The sequence below is a fragment of the Tsukamurella conjunctivitidis genome (assembly GCF_007858475.1).
GTDB classification, from domain to species: domain Bacteria; phylum Actinomycetota; class Actinomycetes; order Mycobacteriales; family Mycobacteriaceae; genus Tsukamurella; species Tsukamurella conjunctivitidis.
This window is the reverse complement of sequence record NZ_VIGX01000033.1, coordinates 1-15,394: the sequence shown is the minus strand read 5'-3', so window position 1 is coordinate 15,394 and position 15,394 is coordinate 1. Positions and strand designations below refer to the sequence as shown.

Here is a 15,394-nt window from a genome sequence, read left to right as displayed (position 1 = left end):
CTACCACCGCCGACGCCGTCAGGTCCGCCTCGGCCGGTTGACGCCCGTCGAATACGAGACGATCATCAACACAGCCGCCTCAGCGGCATGACACCGACACTGTCACCCGATCGTGCAGCAGTCCCGGGCGTCCTCGGGCTATTCATTCTGGCAGTGTCGACTTATTCGGTATCGGCGGTACGTGCGCGCCTGTACCGCTACCGTGCGCTACGCGCCCAACTCGATACGTGGATCTACGTCCGGGAGAACGCCCCGACCCTGGAATGGAGCGACGTGCCGACGCCCCGCCGGTCCCGGCTGTCCTGCTGGCGAGCGGCCAAGAACAGCATCGCCACCTATCGCATGATGATCGAGCTGTCCGACGCCGACTTCGTCGGACTCCCGCCCCTGGCACACCCCAGGAACTAGCGCCGCGCGATCACCGCGTGCAGGCGCACCGCGATCCGGAGCGCATCGCGCCCCAGCGCGTCGTCGAGCAGCCTGTTCGCCGCCGCGAGCTCGTGCTGCTCCAAGACCTGCTCGGCCGCGGCCGACAGCCCTGCCCGAACTCCCTGGATCATCGCTGGTGCGAACTCCGCGAGGATGAAGCTCTGCCGCTCCAGCACGGCAAGGCCCGCCGCGGCGCAGTACTCCTCGAGGTGCTTCCCGGCCTCCTGGTTCGACGTGAAAGGCAGCGGGATCCGCGCCCGCACCTCGTCGAGCTCCGCGGTGGCAACAGGATCATCCGTGACCAGCACCTGCAGACTCGACCAGTCCGTGTCCGTGAGCCCGACCCGGCCGCCGACACGCACAACCCGCGCGAACTCCCCCACTGCCACCGCGGGATCGTACTGAAGGTGCTGCAGCACCCTCTCGGACACGAGTGCATCAACGCTCCCGGTCGCGCACGGCAGGACTGACGCCTCAGCCTTTTCGATCTCGACGTTCGACACGCCTGCTGTCCGGGTGCGTGCCGTCTCGAGCATCGGGTCGTTGGCGTCGAAGCCGATCGCGCGGCCGGACTGACCGACGATGTTCGCCAGCTGCAGCAGCTCCTCGCCCGTGCCGCACCCGACGTCGACCACGGTGCCGCCGGCGGTCAGCTCCAGTCGGTCGCGGACCCACCCCCGCAGCGCCTGAACGACGTCCATCTCTCCCTGGCGGTCGAGGGCGGATACGAACCTCTCCACCTCGGGCTCGTGCATCTTGCCGACGGCGAAGCTGGCCTGGTCGTTCTGCGTCATGGCGGCATCGTACCGTCGCCCGCAGGCGCGCCCAGACTGCCACAGGAGTGGCACGTGTGGTTTTTGCGTGTAAGTTATGTGTCTGCGGGAGGTAGTCGACAGACTTTCTACAAGCACGGCGCGCCTCCCACGCCCGGAAAGTTTCTACTAGCAGAATCGACGCCATGGCTGCACGTATGGGACGCCCGCCCAAGGGGGACGGTGATCGCACGGTCGTCACCTCGTACATGGCGACGAAGCAGAAGACCGCACTCACCGCGCTCAAGGCTCAGTACGGCTTCACACAGCTGAGCCCGTTCATCGAGGAGATCCTCGCTGGAGTCGTCCGAGGCGACATCGACATCAGCTCCCTGCGGCAGCCTGCACTCCAACTCGACCTGAGCGGGAAGGGATACCGCGCTGCCTCATGATTCCCAGCCAGCATGGCGGCGAATAGCTGTGCGCGCCTACCCGATTGCCACTTCTCCTACCCTAATTCCATAGCGGAAGCGCAGAACACGAGCGGGAATCCGCTCCAGGTTCATCGGGAACGAAAAAGACCCCCTAGCGCCAACTAGAGGGTCTTCTCGAAAGTTTCTCGGGTGCAGAGCTGCAAACTCTGGATCCCAGATGCGTTTCCGCACTACCCGAAGGGATCAATTGTCCGCCGAGGACTGGTCTCAGGGTAGCGCGCACTCTGAGCACGTTGCAAGTGAATCAGCGAGTGTGGGCGCGTCGTCACATCTACAGGGGTGGGACGCCCACTCGTACATCTCTCCTACCTGCGAAAACACGCCTGCGCTTGGTGCTGGTGTGTCATTTGGTGCTGATGGTGTCGGCGTGTCGCGTGACGCAGCCTGGGACTTCGCGTGCGAGATGTCCCCGCGAGGCGACCTCCGGCGACTCATGCCAGATGGGTACAGCGACGCCGGCATCACCCCGATCGGCAGCGTCGCGCCCGCGACGCCGTGGGCCGTTCACCTGACGGACGCACGCTTCCAGTTCCGGTTGCTGGGCTTCGACTTCGACGCGAAGGGTGCGACCGAAGAGATCCGGTCCCGGGCGCGGGCGGCGGCGCAGCACGCCGCCGAAGAGCTGGTGCGGATGCTCCAGGAGTGCGGCATCGAGCACGTGGTGTGCGAGTCCGGGCCGTCGCGTGGCCGCCACGTATGGGTGGCGCTCGCCGAGACGATGGCTCTGGATGACGTCGTGGAGCTGGCAGACGTCGCCCGCAGTGTCTTCGGCCGCGTCACCGAAGGCGGGGCGTGGGTGCTCGATATCGGGATGCTGTGCAACCAGAAGATGGGCCTGCTCCGTCCTCCTGGGGCCCCGCACCCTGCCGGCGGCGCGTCGACGATCCTCGCCGGCGACCCGGCGGTCCTGCTGCCAGCCGGTCGGTCGACGACCCGCGAGCAGGTCGCCGCGCTCCTGCGGCTCCTGACCGCGGCCCGCGCCGCGCAGCCCGCCGACGACCGCTACGGCGACGCGGCCGCGCGCACCGTCACGGTCGCCGCGGCAGACGACGGGCACCTCTGGATCCCTGGAACCCGCCGCGAACTGGGCGGCCAGGCCCTCGCCAAGCTGCACGCCCCGATCGCCCCCGACGTGGATACCTCCGACGTCCTGTTCTCGCTGCTGTGCAGCTGCGCGCGGGCGCACTGGACCTTCACCGAGGTCCACACCCGGCTCGCCGGGCTCCCCGGGATGGAGCACGCCCGCACCCGGCGCAGCAAGAAGGACCCGGACGTGCGTGAACCTCGGCCCCGCAAGGGCAGCCAGTCCCCCAAGCGCGTCCTCGCCGCCGACTGGCAGCGCGCGGTGCAGTTCCTCGAGGAGAACAGCGTCACGTTCGACGATGCCAGCGTCGACGACCCCGACTTCGCCCGCCGCACCGCGATCGTCTGCGCACAGACCGCAGCCATCCAGCGCCGCGCTGACGCCGACATGCACCGCTGGAGCATCCGGGGCGGCGCCGCCGACAGGCTCGTCCTCGACGCCCTCTGCGAAATCGCCGTCACCGTCGTCCAGCTATCCGTCGGCGCCGACATCCGAACCCTTGCCGAGCGCGCCGGCGTCTCCCGCGAGACAAGCCGCCGCGCCCTCATCCGCCTCGCCCAGAACGGCGCATGGGTGAGCCTGCACACCGAACACGTAGGCCCGCACGCGGCCGTCTGGAGCCTCTCACCGGTCCACGAACCAGCGGTGGCCACCACGTGGCCGGACAAGGCGCCCGGCACTGCAGGAGGGCCACCAGGCTCTCCCAGTGAGGGGACCATTCGTGTGTCACTCGGGGCCACTGGCCCCGATAGGGATCCTCACCCACCGGAGCACCCCCGGCTCCCAGCCGAGGAAGGGCCCACCGAGCGTCGGCGAATGCTCGCAGAGGCCGAGCGCCGCCGCGACCTCACTACGCACGACGCGTTCACGGGTACTGGACAGGACGCCCTGTCGACGTGGGACGCCCTGGTGTACTCCCGACTACCGATTGTCCCTGCCCGTATCGAGGAGGTTCTCCCACGCAGCACACCCGTGGAGGCTCTGGCCAGCGCAGTGGAGAGTCTGCACGCGTGCGGGTTGATCGAGTTGGAGGCCGACGGAACGATCCGGAGGCTGCACAAGGCGGCCCGTGACGGCTATGCCGCAGTTGCTGGCACCGTAGGAACACTCGACGCGCGGATCGAGCAACATCGTCTTGAACGTGAACTGTGGGCCTGGTGGCTCGACGAGATGATGTGGACGACCACCGCGGGCCGGTCCGAGCGGCGCCGCAGCTACCGCAGTGCGCGCCGACGCCCAGGCCAGCAGACCCTCGACGTCGGGGCGCCGAGCTGGGCTGACCGTGCACCGTATCCGCGTCGACCGGGTGGTCGACGCGACCACCGCGCGGCGCGCGCGGGACTCAAGTCATCCACCCCCAACGCACTGGAAATATCATCCCAGGAGTGATATTTTTGATGCATGTCTCAGAAGGATGTGGAGGAGCTTGCGGTCGACCTTGCGCTGGACCAGTGGGGCTTCGTCACGACCGCCCAGCTTGTCGCTCGCGGCGCGACAACTGTTCAGGTGCGGCGCCTAGTTCAGGCCGGCGTGCTCGAACGCCGGGCGCAGGGCCTACATAGGCTCGTCCGGTTTCCCGACGACGCCCACGAGCTGGAGCACGAGGCCTACATCGGTCTCGACCCGACGCGGACGCTGTCCGAGCGGATCCGCGACAGCGCGCCACCCGTCGTCGCCCGCGGCGCGACCGCCGCCGCACTACACAGCGGGATCGGCGACATCCCCGCCGACCGGATCGAGTTCGCGGTGCCGGCGGCGCGCAAGACCCGCCTGGCCGACGTCCAACTGCACACACAGCCTCTCGAACCCGACGACTGGACCATCGTCGACGGGATGCACGTGACGACCGTCGAGCGCACGATCACCGACCTCGCGCGCGATCACGCCGGCGACGGCGGGCACCTGGCCAGCGTGGTCAAGGACGCGCTGTGGTTCGGGCTCACCCGCTACAGCGCGGTCGCCGCGGCGCTCGATCCCGTCGCCGAGAGCTGGGGCTTTGCGACCGGTCGCGCCTTCCTCGACGACCTCGTCACCATGGACGGCGCGATCTCGAAGACCAGCGTCGAGATGGTCCGCGCAGCACTCGCCGCAGGGGTCCTGCAGCTCGACGACCTGATCGCCTCGTGACCGGCCCGCATCCCCGCTCCGAGAGGGCGATCCGCGCAGCCCTGACCGACCGGCTCAAAGCCGAGGGCCGCAGGTCCGGCCGCGAGCTGCAGGACGTGCGTCGGCAGTTCGTGCTTCGTCGGTTCCTCACCCGCGTCTTCGCCGACCAGCCCGACCAGTGGATCCTCAAGGGCGGCACCGCCATGGTGCTGCGCCTGCCCAACGCCCGCCCGTCCAAGGACCTCGACCTCCTGCGCCGCGACGGCATCGACCTAGACCAGGCCCTGCGCGATCTTCGCCTGGCCGCCGCCCGCCCCGACGTAGACCCGTTCACGTTCCGCGTGACCCGCGCCGAGGAACGCGACGACCTGGAAGGCTTTCGCGTCACGATCGGCTGCTGGCTCGGACCCACCGAGTTCGATAAGTTCCCCATCGACCTCGTGGTCGGCAAGGGCGGGTTCATCGGGCCGGTCGAGCACTACCCCACCGTCGACCGATTCGCGGCGCCACCGGAATTCAGCGCCAGTGTTGACGTCGCCGTGTACCCCGTCTCTGACCAGGTCGCAGACAAGCTCGCAGCGATGTACGAGCGCCACGGCCGCGACCTCGCCAGCACCCGCCACCACGACCTCGCCGACCTGCTGCTCCTCGAGGACCACTTCCCCATCGACCACGACGTGACCGTCGCCGCGATCGACAACCAGAAGCGCGTCCGTGAAGGGCTCGTACTACCGGCTCAGCTGATCGCGCCCGACCCGGACTGGTACACGAAGTGGCCCAAGATCGCCGCGACCAGCCAACTGCCCGCCAGCCTCCACGACCTCAATGCCGCCCTCGCGCACGGACGCCGCTGCTACGACACCCTCCTGCAGGCGGACGCCACCGCGGCGCCGCAGCACCTCACCTGGACCCCGTCCGAGCTGAGCTGGAACCCGCACACCCCGCGCACCGACGAGCCCGCCGTCACGCCTCGCATGTACGCGGCGCTGCGCGCCGCCGGCAGTCAACGCTCGACGACAACACGGGCAGCCAGCACCCCAGCTGCGCGGCCGAAGACCGCGCGTGGCACCGATCGCGACCACGGAATCGAGAGGTAGCTCAGCGCTCCGGACCGGTATCGCGCTCCGGTGCGGGGCCGATCCCCCGCCGCGGTCCCGGCAGCTCCTGCCTATCGGCGCGTCCACGGCCGTCACCGCGGCGGAAGCTTGCGCCCAATGCCCCGTAGCCCCGGATACTGCGATCCGGATCCGGTGGCGCCAGCTCCAGGCCGTGCTCGTCGCGGATGAACTCCGCGAACCCAGGCAATCCGAACGTCAGCATGCCCCGCCCGGCCTCCGTGACCACGCCGGCCTCAAGCAGCTCGTCGCGCGTCGTCGACAAGCCCGTGCTCGACACGCCCAGTCGCTGCGCGATCGACGCGCGGGGCACCGGTCCGTCCCCCAGCTGCGCCATCGCCATCACGAACTCCTGCTGCGCCGGCGTCGTCGCGCGATCCAGGCGCGCCTCGTAGATCTGCTGCATCGACCTGTCCACCAAGGCCTGCCCACGCTCGACATGCTCGACCGTGATGACCGCGCCTGGATCGGGACGGCCCGCCGCCGCCCACGTGTGTTCACCGATCAGCTGCACCGTGTATGGATAGCCCTCAGCCCGAGCGACAGCCCGCCGCAGGGCCTCCGGTGTCCACTGCACCCCACGCTGCTGCGCTGGCGCCGCCAACGCGATCGCCGCGGCGTCGTCGCTGAGGCCACCGAGGGTGCGGTAGTCGAACCGCTCCGCGTTCGTCACCGCCTTGTTGATCACCGCCGTGCTCGTCGGCAGGCCCGCTCCGAACAACGCAACCGGCAGATCCGGGCGCCGAGCCTGGAGATTTTGCCAGGTGTAGCTCAGCGTCCGCAGACTCGCCGGATCGCCCTGCTGGATCTCGTCGACGAACACCACAACACCGCCCGGGCGCTGCTTGCGCACCTTGTCCCGGACCTCGGTCAGCAGGTCCTGCAGATCCCAGGTATCGACCGGCCCCTCACCCTCCGGTTCACGCGCACGAGGCGCCACCGTCGCCTCCGCCGACCCGACTCCCGGCACCGACAGCCCGAACTTCACCGTCAGCCGCTCACTGAGCCGGCCACGCTCACCGCCACGGTCACCAGTCACATCAGTCACCGCACGCTCAGCCGACCGCGCGATCGCCGACAGCAGCGACCCCTCCCCCGCCACGACCCACACCGTCAGCGCGTTGAACTGCTGCTCTGCCATCGTCTCCGCAGCCCGCAACATCGACGTCTTGCCCAGTCCCCGCGGCCCACGGTCGATCCGAATCCGCGGCACCAGCGACTGCGTCGCAGCCATGAACGACAACCGCTCCTGGTAGTCGGCCAACTCCTGGTCCCGACCAGGTACCTGACGCGCGATCGCACCAGGCGTGTACGGACTCGGCTGCACCATGCTCGACCACCCACCAGATAGATTCAGATAAAACCCGCCATTTATCTAGAACTATCTGACCACGGGAAACAGGCTCCGACAACACCTGTGCGCGGGGCCGCAGAGACTGCCGATTGGAAATCATCGAACGCCCGTGCTATGGTAGCCGTAGATCTGGCGGGGACGTAGGGAAGACGAACCCGCCAGCCCAAACCTGTATCAGCAGGTCATGCGCACTGTTGACGGCACCTTCGCTTCCCGCGTTACCATGAATGCATGTTCGATCCAAGGGTGTGGCAAGAGCGGAATCCGCCCCGCCCCGTGCGCGTCGACATCAGCAAGGCGTTCCCGAACCTCTCCCTCGCCGCGACCCGCGCGGACCGGCTACCGCTATGGATCCGCAGCGCCGGCGTCCGGCTCGAACTCACCATGGATGGAGAAGTCCTCGGCGTCTGCCGCCTCACCGACGGGCAATGGCTCATCAACGTCCGCATCCGACCTCGCATCGGTAACGCCGGAACCGCCTCCATGGAACTCTGGGTCACCCAGGAGGCTGTCTCCGCCTGGCCGGACGGCAACCTCAACACTCCCCCGATCCGGCACGCGCGCTGAGGCTTCTACCTGCGGCAACGCCCTCCTGCGGAGGCTCTTTACCGCGGTAAAGGCGGTGCTGGAACCGTTCGACACAACATCACTACGCGGAAAGTTCGGCGAGTCGCTTCCCAAACGCTCGCACGCGCTGTATCGTGGAACCCGCGAACGTTGAGAATGAATTTAATTCTCCCGCAAGGCGTTTCGTTCCCTCAGTCGTCTTTACCGCGGTAAAGACGATCCACCTCCGAAGTAGCCGACAGGCGAAGCATACGGAAGGAAATCATCACATGTCCGCACGCGTCTACAGCTTCGTGAATCAGAAGGGCGGGGTCGCGAAGTCCACGACTGCCGTCAACCTTGCAGCTGTTCTCAACAAGAGTCTCAGCGCGAACTACACCGAGTCGGAGGACTCCCCTGTCCTCCTCGGTTCCCTCGATCCCCAGGGGTCCGCGATCTGGTGGGGGTCGCGCATCGAAGCCCTCCCCTTCCATATGACCGACGTCGACCTGTCGCGGCCGGACGATCTTCCCAAACTCAAGCAGAGCGGACGCCTACAGCGCGTCCTTCTAGACACCCCAGGCTGGATCGGTAGCAGCCTCGACGACGAAGGCAATGAGAACACCAAGAGCGCGATCCGTGCGGCCGTGGCCATGAGCGACCTCGTGATCGTTCCCATGACCACCGAGCCGCTCTGCTTCGATCCGACCGCTCGGACGATCGAACAGGTCATCAAACCGGCCGGAGTGCCCTACCTCGTCGTCATCGGCGTCTACGACCCCCGAGATGGCAAGGCCGACCTCGAAGAGACGCAGGCCTTCATCCGCCAGATGGGCTGGCCGCTAGCCAAAACCGTCATCCGGCGGTACAAGCTCCACTCGCGCGCGGCAGTCACCGGGCAGCTGGTGACCGAATACCCCAAGAACCGCGTGGGTCTGGAAGCTCGGTCCGACTTCACCGACCTGGCGCTCGAGATCGAGTCGAGGAGCAACTGATATGGCCAACAACAAGCAGGACTCGGCCGGTCGTACCCGCGGCGGGCGAGCGAACTTTGCCTCGCTGGTCGCCTCCGTGGGCGAGCACTCGCCAGTGGACGGCATCGTTGACGGCCAGTTCTACGCGAACGTCCCACTCGACCAGCTCGTCGGGAACCCGCGCAACCGCAAGGTTGGAGACGTCAGCGACCTCGCTTCCATCGTCGAGAAGCAGCTCCAACCCGCGACTGCAATCACGGCCTCGCGGTGGCTTGCAGCCTTCCCGGAGGACGTCGAGGTCGTTGGCCGATCCAAGTACGTCATCATCGCTGGCAATCGCCGGCTCGCCGCCGCTCACGAGTTCGGGCGCAATGGTCTCGACATCCTCGTTCGCGATAGCCTCGCGAAGACCCGGGCAGACCTCGTACGCACAGCGATCGTCGAGAACATCGACCGCCGCAACTTCAACCCGATCGAGGAGGCCGAAGCGATCGAACAGCTCATCGCGGAGGTAGGCACGGCCTCCAAGGCGGCCGAACAGCTCAAGCGCACCGAAGGCTTCGTGTCGCAGCGACGGGCGCTCCTGAAGCTCATCGAGCCGCTGCGTGACGAAGTCCGTGCAGGCACCCTCGCTGTGCGTGATGCCCGCTCCATTGCCTCACTTCCTCCCGGCGAGCAGGCCGATGCCAGGGCGCAGTTCCGAACCGAGGAAGACTCGGCAGGGGAGGGGGGAGGCGAGCAGTCCCCATCGAAGCAGGGGGAGCGAGGGAAGAGCAAGCGGGGCGCCCGTGAAGCCACGCCTGAGTCGGTAGCCAAGACGGTGAGGCGATTGGCTGCACCGCCCGCGATCCTCGCGGCCGGCCTCGCCGAGACGCTCGACGCAAGCGAACTCAAGGAACTGGCGACAACCCTGTCGAAACTCGCCCGCGCTAGAAAATAGCGCCCGACCTGGCGTTATGCCGCACAACCCCCGGCCTTTACCGCGGTAAAGGCCGGGGGTTGCTGGCGTCTTTACCGCGGTAAAGGCGATCTGGGCGCGTCGATCCAGAAGGCTTTACCGCGGTAAAGGCGAGGAGCTGCGGCCAGCGCGCGGGGTGTGACGGCGCGCGACGAGGGGGCCGAACAGTGTTGCCGGAGCTTCGTGTGGTCGCACACCTGGGGGTGTTCTGGGTTGCCAGTCTGAGTGGCAAGTCTGGCTTCGGGCGGAACGCGCCGCGTGGGGGCTGTGTGCGCGCCGAGGGGGTAGGAAGGACGAGCGCGCCGCCGCGTATGACGATGCAGCCGGTCACGTGCTGCGCCGCGGGGCCGGGAAGTGAGGCTAGTTCCATGTCGCTGTTTGATTATTTTGGGGGGTGTCGATGCGGGGTGCCGCTGCTGCGAATCCCGTCGCTCGGCAGCTGCTCGATCGGTCCGTGCACCGTGCGGAGGTCCGGCGCGCTGCGCTGGTCTACGCGACGCGGGTGGACCTGCTGGCCCGCAACGCGCAGCACCCGTCCTACTCGCAGGCCGATCGCTGGGTCGACACTGCCGCCCTGGTCGTCGACCCGGCCAGGATCCTCGCTGACGTCGCGCACGATGCGCACGGGTACCACATCGTGCGCGCTCTGATCGACGCTGAGGACGCGATCAACGCCGAGGGCATGCTGGACCCTGATCGCGGCATGGCGATCTACGACGAGGTGATCATCACCGCGGTCGCAGCGGCCAGCGCGTGCCGGGAAACACCTGTCACAGTGACGAAACCCTCGTGCGGTAGAGACTCGACTGGTCGACAGTCGGCGTTGCAGGGCGGCATATCACGCCAGTCCCGCGGAACGTGGTCATTCTTCGCGGGGAGGTCGCTCCCGCACGCCCCGTGACCCGCGGTGACCTCGGCTACCTGGCCAAATGGCCACGCAGTGGCCAAGTCACCTGGGATTTGGCCACGAAATCTGGGACCCCGGCAAAATTTCGTCGCCGATCACCCACTCTGAGCATTGTTGCACCCTATTTGGATGCGATAGCACGCGGGAATTTCTATTCCCGCAGACAAAATAGACACTATGCAGGTCACAACCTATTTGGTAGCGTCTGTAGGCATGAACGCGCAGGTGGGCACTCGCGACGCAGCCACGGTGTGCCCGTGGTGCTCCGCCAGCGTGGCCACGACGGTGTGGCCCGGGGAGGATGAGCCGGTGTTCGTCGACCACCCGCTGCCGGCGCCGCGCGGGCGCCTGCGGTGCCCGGCGTCCGGGCTCACCCGCTCCGAGGTGGAACCCGGCGGCGGTTCTCGGTGACCGAACCGTCGAGCGACCTCGCGTCACGTGACACCCTGATCGACCACGACGGCCTGGTCGCGCTGCCGCCGGAGATCCTCGCCCGCATGGCCGAGGTCGTCGAGCACGCGCAGGCGTCGGGCACCAGCCGGGCGTACCACGCCGCGTGGACCCGGTTCGAGGACTGGTGCATGGACAGCGGCTACCGCGCGCTCCCCGCGGCGCCGGAGACGATCGCCGCATACCTCGTCGTCGCCCGGGACACCCTCACCGAGGCGGGGGAGCGGGCGTACGCGCCGTCGACGCTGAGCAAGTGGGTCAGCGCGATCGCCGATCGGCACCGCCGCGCCGGCATCACCGACCTTCCGACCCGGCACACGCTGGTACGCGCGACCCTCTCTGGGATCAAGCGCGAGTACGCCAGCGCGGGGGAACGACCGCGCGTGCCGCGCGCGCCATTGCTCACCGACGACATCATGGACCTGGTCACCACGGCGCGCGAGCAGGTCTACGGGTGGGCCGACGCGGTCGTCGAGCGCCGTGACAGTGCCCTGCTGCTCGTCGGCCTGGCGACCAGCATCCGTCGCTCCGAGCTGGTCGCGCTCACCGGAGCGGACGTGCAGCTGCACCGCGCCGACGGCCTGCACGTGACCGTGACGCGGTCGAAGACCGACCAGGAAGGCGAAGGGCGCCTGCATCCCGCGCCGCGCGCCGAAGACCCGCTCCGGTGCCCGGTGTGCGCCGCGGTGCGCTGGGCCGAGGTCGTCGCCGCCAGCGACCGCTACGGCCGCCGCGGCGTCATCCGCGTGCTCACCGCCGCACCGTCGCTGGAGGCGACTGGGCACGTGTGCAGCGACCCCGAGGCGGTCGTCGGCTGCTGGGTCGCGGCCCGCCGCCCGTTCTTCCGGTCGATCCGCCGCAACGGCCTGGTGGGCGACCAGGCCCTGGCCGCCTCGTCCGTGCACGCCATCGTGCGGCGCCGCGCGCAGCGCGCCGACGTCGACCCCGCGGTCGTCGCCCGGCTCGGCGCACACAGCCTCCGCTCTGGGCACGTCTCGCAGGCCCTGCGGAACGGCGCCACCTTCGAGGAAGTGATGGCGCAGACCGGCCACACCAACGTCGCCACCGTGATCCGCTACCGCCGCGAAAATGCGCCCCTGGTAGGCAATTCCGTCACGAAACTCGGCCTATGACTACGCCTGCGGTGGACGGATTCGGTGTGCGCGATCGAGCCACCTGGACGCTCTGGGCCGACTGGTGCGCCGCCGTCGACGAGCACTCGATTCCCGCGTCCCCCGACGTGCTCGCCCGGTTCATCGCCGCCAACCCCGCAGCACCCCGCACGCAACGGCGCCGGGTCGCCGTGATCAACGGCGCGCACCGCCGCGCCGGCCACCGTCCACCCGGCCTCGCCGAGACGGTGCGCGAGCACATCGACTCCTCCCGCGCGGCCCGCCGCCGCCAGCTCACCGCGATCGCGGCCGACATCATCACCGCGGCCGACGCCCGCGCCATCGAGGGATGGCCGGCCAACCTGTTCGTCCGCCGCGACGCCCTGCTCCTGATCCTCGCCACTAGCGGCATCCGGCCGACCGCGATCGCTCGCACCGCCGCGGGCCAGGTCCACGTCGACGACACCACCGACCAGCTGCACGTCACCACGGACGGCGAGACCTTCGCGACCGATCCCGCGCTCCGCGGCCTCGGCGTATCCCCGACCACGGTCCTCGAGGAGTGGCTGGCGCTCCGTGCGCTCCAGCACCACGTCCCCAGCCCGAGCATCGCCGCCGTGGCGCTCCGCGGCGACCCGACACCCATGGTGCCGGCCCTGCCCGACACCGCGCCCCTGTTCACGCCGCTCGACAGCTGGGGCGCGCCTCCGCTCGACACCAGCCTCCACCTCAGTGCTCCCGTCGTCTCCCACCTGCTCCGCGCCCACCTCACCGACGGGGCCGCGCCCCACCGCCGGATCGCGCAACGTCAGCACGCCCACACGGAACCGATCCCAGCGACACCGATCGTCGGACCTCCAGCACCGCTCGACCCGACCAGCTGGGAACGCGGGCTCGCTGCCCGCCGCGGCGCTCAGCTAGCCCTCGCTCACGTCGATGACGTCCTCGACGACCTCGACACCCGAGCAGGAGCACTCCTCGAGGACCTACTGCGCATCCTCGACGACGCAACCGAGAACGGAACCGATCCCTGAGCTGGTGCGTCCAATTCGTATGAACGAAGCATAACTCCGGGCCCGCGCCCTCGATGCACTCCTCGCCGCCGAAGCCGGCCGGTTCGACCCAACGGTGCGCACCAGCCCAGAGCTCGACACCCGCATCACCAACGCGATACGCCACGTACACCCGATCCCGGTGCCAACGCGACAGCGGGCATAATTCACCGAGGGCATCCCCCCATGCCCTTCAGGCGTCCCGCAGCGCCGTCGCAACCTCCCCCCGCGACCGGCGCGCGGGGCACCACCACCCTCTTTCGCTGCACCAACCTGACTGCGCCACCCGGACTTGTCGGAGTGCTGGTGTATCACCTGAGCCATGAACGCGACCGCCGATCAGGCTGCAACCAGCATGGCTCGCTATATCGCCAATTCTGGTCGCTCGCGGCTTCAAATCGAAGTCGCAGACCACCTACAGGCCACCTACGGCTCCGCGGCGGTCTACACCGACCCGATGTGTCAACGCCGGGCGAATCCTGAGCAGCAAACGACGACTGAAAACTGAGCAGCTGTCTGGTAGTTAGTCGCGATCCTTGCCGAGGAGCTCGCGGCGGGATCGAGTGCGGTAGCTGTCGCCGGAGAGGGTGAGAACCTCGGCGTGGTGCACCAGCCGGTCGATCATCGCTGCTGCGACGACGTCGTCGGAGAAGGTCTCGCCCCAGCGGCCGAACGGCAGGTTGCTCGTGACCATGATCGAGCCCTGCTCGTAACGCGTGGAGACGAGCTGGAAGAACAGGTTCGCCGCGTCCGGGTCGAAAGGGATGTAGCCCAACTCGTCGACGATGATCAGCTTGTAGCGGCGGATCTTCTTCAGGTCGGCCTCGAGGCGGCCGGCCTGATGCGCGGCGGTCAGCCGTGCGATCCAGTTCGTCGCCGTATCGAAGAGCACCGAGTAGCCGTTCTGCGCGGCCTTCACCCCGAGTCCGATGGCGAGGTGGGTCTTCCCGATTCCGGGCGGGCCGAGCAGGATCACGTTCTCGGACTTGGCGACGAAGGTGCCGGTCGCCAAGTGCGCCAACACGTCACGCCGCAGACTCGGTAGGTGTCAAACGCGCATCGGCGTATTTCGCGCGGGAGAATGTCCTCCCAAAATAGGGTTCTCGCTGGTCCATGAGCTCGCCGCGGACGGATATCCCGTCGCGGTGGCCTGCGAGATGCTGAACGTGTCCACGTCGGGGTATTACGAGTGGCGTGATCGTCCCGCCTCGGTGCGGGATGAATCGGATGCTCACTTGGCGAACGTGATCCGCGATATCCATACCGGGTCGCGGGGCTGCTACGGATCGCCGCGGGTGCATGCGGAACTGCGCCTGGGCAGCGGTGAGCGAGCCGGCCGTAAGCGGGTCGCCCGGCTGATGCGGCTGCTCGGCATCGCCGGTATCGGAGCTCGCCGCAAGAAACGCGGCAGGCCGGCCCCGGCGGTGCACGATGACCTGCTGCAACGGCGGTTCGTCGCGGAGCGGCCGGATCAGATCTGGTGCACAGACATCACCGAACACCCCGCCCGCACGGGCGGCAAGGTCTACTGCTGCGCCGTCCTCGACACGTATTCGAGGCGGATCGTCGGCTGGTCCATCGCCGATCACATGCGCACCGATCTGGTTGTCGACGCCCTGCAGATGGCGCTCTGGCGACGCAACCCCGACGCCGGGACGATCATGCATTCAGATCGTGGAAGTCAGTATACCTCTTGGGTTTTCGGTCATCGTCTGCGCTCAGCGGGGCTGCTCGGATCGATGGGTCGCGTCGCCTCGTCGGTGGACAACACGATGATGGAATCGTTCTGGTCGACAATGCAACGCGAGCTGCTCGACACCCGCACCTGGGACACCACCGAGCAGCTCGCTTCCGCGATCTTCGAATGGATCGAAGCCTGGTACAACCCGCACCGCCGACACTCGAGCACTACATCCTGCGATCACTACTGCACTCCGGGACTGCTGCACGATCGGGTGACAGTGTCGGTGTCATGCCGCTGAGGCGGCTGTGTTGATGATCGTCTCGTATTCGACGGGCGTCAACCGGCCGAGGCGGACCTGACGGCGTCGGCGGTGGTAG

Annotated in this window: 16 protein-coding genes and 1 pseudogene; 14 read left to right on the top strand and 3 right to left on the bottom strand. The window is 68.0% G+C overall.

Features of this window, described 5'->3' with window-relative positions; all coding sequences use genetic code 11:
* Window positions 1-153: 153 nt before the first annotated feature.
* Window positions 154-408: a hypothetical protein gene (locus FK530_RS23875; protein WP_146489360.1), complete on the top strand. Its 255-nt coding sequence runs from the start codon at window positions 154-156 to the stop codon at window positions 406-408.
* Here FK530_RS23875 and FK530_RS23870 read toward each other — a convergent pair.
* Window positions 405-1,223 carry a methyltransferase domain-containing protein gene (locus FK530_RS23870; protein ID WP_114514621.1) on the bottom strand — a complete coding sequence of 273 codons (819 nt, stop codon included), beginning with the start codon at window positions 1,221-1,223 and terminating at the stop codon, window positions 405-407. The genes FK530_RS23875 and FK530_RS23870 overlap by 4 nt on opposite strands.
* Before the next feature lie 164 nt (window positions 1,224-1,387).
* On the opposite strand from FK530_RS23870, the gene FK530_RS23865 reads away from it, so the two are divergent.
* The 4 genes from FK530_RS23865 (at window position 1,388) to FK530_RS23850 (ending at window position 5,962) form a co-directional block, all read left to right on the top strand.
* On the top strand, window positions 1,388-1,633 hold the full coding sequence (locus FK530_RS23865; RefSeq protein ID WP_146489359.1) for a hypothetical protein: 246 nt from the start codon (window positions 1,388-1,390) through the stop codon (window positions 1,631-1,633).
* Between the two features lie 409 nt (window positions 1,634-2,042).
* Window positions 2,043-4,148: a helix-turn-helix domain-containing protein gene (locus FK530_RS23860; RefSeq protein WP_231706775.1), complete on the top strand. Its 2,106-nt coding sequence runs from the start codon at window positions 2,043-2,045 to the stop codon at window positions 4,146-4,148.
* A 12-nt stretch (window positions 4,149-4,160) separates the two neighbouring features.
* Complete coding sequence (locus FK530_RS23855) at window positions 4,161-4,886, top strand: type IV toxin-antitoxin system AbiEi family antitoxin domain-containing protein (protein ID WP_114514619.1); 726 nt, start codon at window positions 4,161-4,163, stop codon at window positions 4,884-4,886.
* On the top strand, window positions 4,883-5,962 hold the full coding sequence (locus tag FK530_RS23850; RefSeq protein ID WP_158645190.1) for a nucleotidyl transferase AbiEii/AbiGii toxin family protein: 1,080 nt from the start codon (window positions 4,883-4,885) through the stop codon (window positions 5,960-5,962). Before FK530_RS23855 ends, FK530_RS23850 begins: the two co-directional genes overlap by 4 nt.
* Before the next feature lies 1 nt (window position 5,963).
* Here FK530_RS23850 and FK530_RS26940 read toward each other — a convergent pair whose 3' ends face one another.
* On the bottom strand, window positions 5,964-7,310 hold the full coding sequence (locus tag FK530_RS26940) for a DUF8462 domain-containing protein (protein ID WP_269434183.1): 1,347 nt from the start codon (window positions 7,308-7,310) through the stop codon (window positions 5,964-5,966).
* A 255-nt stretch (window positions 7,311-7,565) separates the two neighbouring features.
* Here FK530_RS26940 and FK530_RS23840 point away from each other — a divergent pair, with 255 nt between their 5' ends.
* The 8 genes from FK530_RS23840 (at window position 7,566) to FK530_RS23805 (ending at window position 13,841) form a co-directional block, all read left to right on the top strand.
* Window positions 7,566-7,901: a hypothetical protein gene (locus FK530_RS23840; protein ID WP_114514617.1), complete on the top strand. Its 336-nt coding sequence runs from the start codon at window positions 7,566-7,568 to the stop codon at window positions 7,899-7,901.
* Between the two features lie 269 nt (window positions 7,902-8,170).
* The gene (locus FK530_RS23835) at window positions 8,171-8,875 is read left to right on the top strand and encodes a ParA family protein (RefSeq protein WP_114514616.1); all 705 of its coding nucleotides are present in this window, start codon (window positions 8,171-8,173) and stop codon (window positions 8,873-8,875) included.
* A 1-nt stretch (window position 8,876) separates the two neighbouring features.
* The gene (locus FK530_RS23830) at window positions 8,877-9,794 is read left to right on the top strand and encodes a ParB/RepB/Spo0J family partition protein (protein ID WP_114514615.1); all 918 of its coding nucleotides are present in this window, start codon (window positions 8,877-8,879) and stop codon (window positions 9,792-9,794) included.
* A 412-nt stretch (window positions 9,795-10,206) separates the two neighbouring features.
* Window positions 10,207-10,713, top strand: a complete 507-nt coding sequence (locus tag FK530_RS23825; RefSeq protein WP_146489358.1) for a hypothetical protein — start codon at window positions 10,207-10,209, stop codon at window positions 10,711-10,713.
* Between the two features lie 219 nt (window positions 10,714-10,932).
* Complete coding sequence (locus FK530_RS23820) at window positions 10,933-11,130, top strand: hypothetical protein (RefSeq protein WP_114514613.1); 198 nt, start codon at window positions 10,933-10,935, stop codon at window positions 11,128-11,130.
* Window positions 11,127-12,302, top strand: coding sequence for a tyrosine-type recombinase/integrase (locus tag FK530_RS23815; protein WP_231706774.1), 1,176 nt, complete (start codon window positions 11,127-11,129; stop codon window positions 12,300-12,302). Before FK530_RS23820 ends, FK530_RS23815 begins: the two co-directional genes overlap by 4 nt.
* Window positions 12,299-13,315: a recombinase gene (locus tag FK530_RS23810; protein WP_114514612.1), complete on the top strand. Its 1,017-nt coding sequence runs from the start codon at window positions 12,299-12,301 to the stop codon at window positions 13,313-13,315. Before FK530_RS23815 ends, FK530_RS23810 begins: the two co-directional genes overlap by 4 nt.
* Window positions 13,316-13,655: 340 nt before the next feature.
* Window positions 13,656-13,841 (top strand): hypothetical protein, encoded by a 186-nt coding sequence (locus tag FK530_RS23805; RefSeq protein ID WP_146489357.1) that lies wholly within the window; start codon window positions 13,656-13,658, stop codon window positions 13,839-13,841.
* A 15-nt stretch (window positions 13,842-13,856) separates the two neighbouring features.
* Here the strand turns inward: FK530_RS23805 and istB are convergent.
* Window positions 13,857-14,381, bottom strand: a pseudogene (istB, locus tag FK530_RS23800) (IS21-like element helper ATPase IstB); the annotation flags it as partial.
* Between istB and FK530_RS23795 the strand changes: the two are divergent.
* On the top strand, window positions 14,263-15,315 hold the full coding sequence (locus FK530_RS23795) for an IS3 family transposase (RefSeq protein ID WP_146489356.1): 1,053 nt from the start codon (window positions 14,263-14,265) through the stop codon (window positions 15,313-15,315). The pseudogene istB and the gene FK530_RS23795 sit on opposite strands and share 119 nt — an antisense overlap.
* Window positions 15,316-15,394: the final 79 nt, after the last annotated feature.